General features: G+C 74.9%; 1 protein-coding gene. It reads left to right on the top strand.

Annotated features, from left to right (window positions below; all coding sequences use genetic code 11):
- Window positions 1-171: 171 nt before the first annotated feature.
- Window positions 172-713 (top strand): 1-phosphofructokinase family hexose kinase (locus B2J89_RS21350; RefSeq protein ID WP_240965111.1); only part of this gene is annotated, 542 nt, incomplete at its 3' end.

The raw sequence follows: 713 nt of genomic DNA, 5'->3' as shown, positions 1-713 counted from the left end.
CGCGCCAGGCCGAGCTTGAGCAGCGCCTTCTGCGGCGCCGTCAGGGCCGGGGCGGCGGGGCGGGCGGGCGCGGCTGCAGCGTCGGGGGGCGAAGACATACCTGCATTTTTACCCAGTATGCTGTCCGTTCGACGCAGTGCGCACCGACGCCCCTTCACCGGAGCCCGCCCCATGCCCACTTTTCTGACGCTCACGCCCAACCCGGCCCTGGACCTGGCGACCGACACCGAGCAGGTCGTGCCCACGCACAAGCTACGCTGCGGCGCGGTGCAGCGCTACCCCGGCGGCGGCGGCGTCAATGTGGCACGCATGCTGCACCGCCTGGGCAGCGGCGTGCAGGCCTGGGTGCTCGCGGGCGGCGTGGCCGGCGCCCAGCTGCGGAACCTGCTGGCGGCCGAGGGCGTGGACACGCAGTGCCTGACCATTGCCGGCGACACGCGCGAGAACCTGTCGGTGCTCGACCGCCGCCACGCCCAGGAATACCGCTTCGTGCTGCCCGGCCCCACGCTGCAGGCCGGCGAATGGCAGACCTGCCTGGACCGCGTGGCGGCGCTCGCCCCGCCGCCGCGCTGGTGGGTGGCCAGCGGCAGCCTGCCCCCTGGCGTACCGCAGGACTTTTACGCACGCCTGGCGCGCCTGGCGCATGCGCGCGGCAGCCGCATGGCGCTGGACAGCTCGGGCCCGGCGCTGGCCGCGGCGCTGCACGCGGGCGT

The organism is Acidovorax sp. SRB_24 (assembly GCF_012931925.1).
Note: the sequence above shows the minus strand (reverse complement) of the source record. Positions and strands in the feature narration are given on the sequence as shown.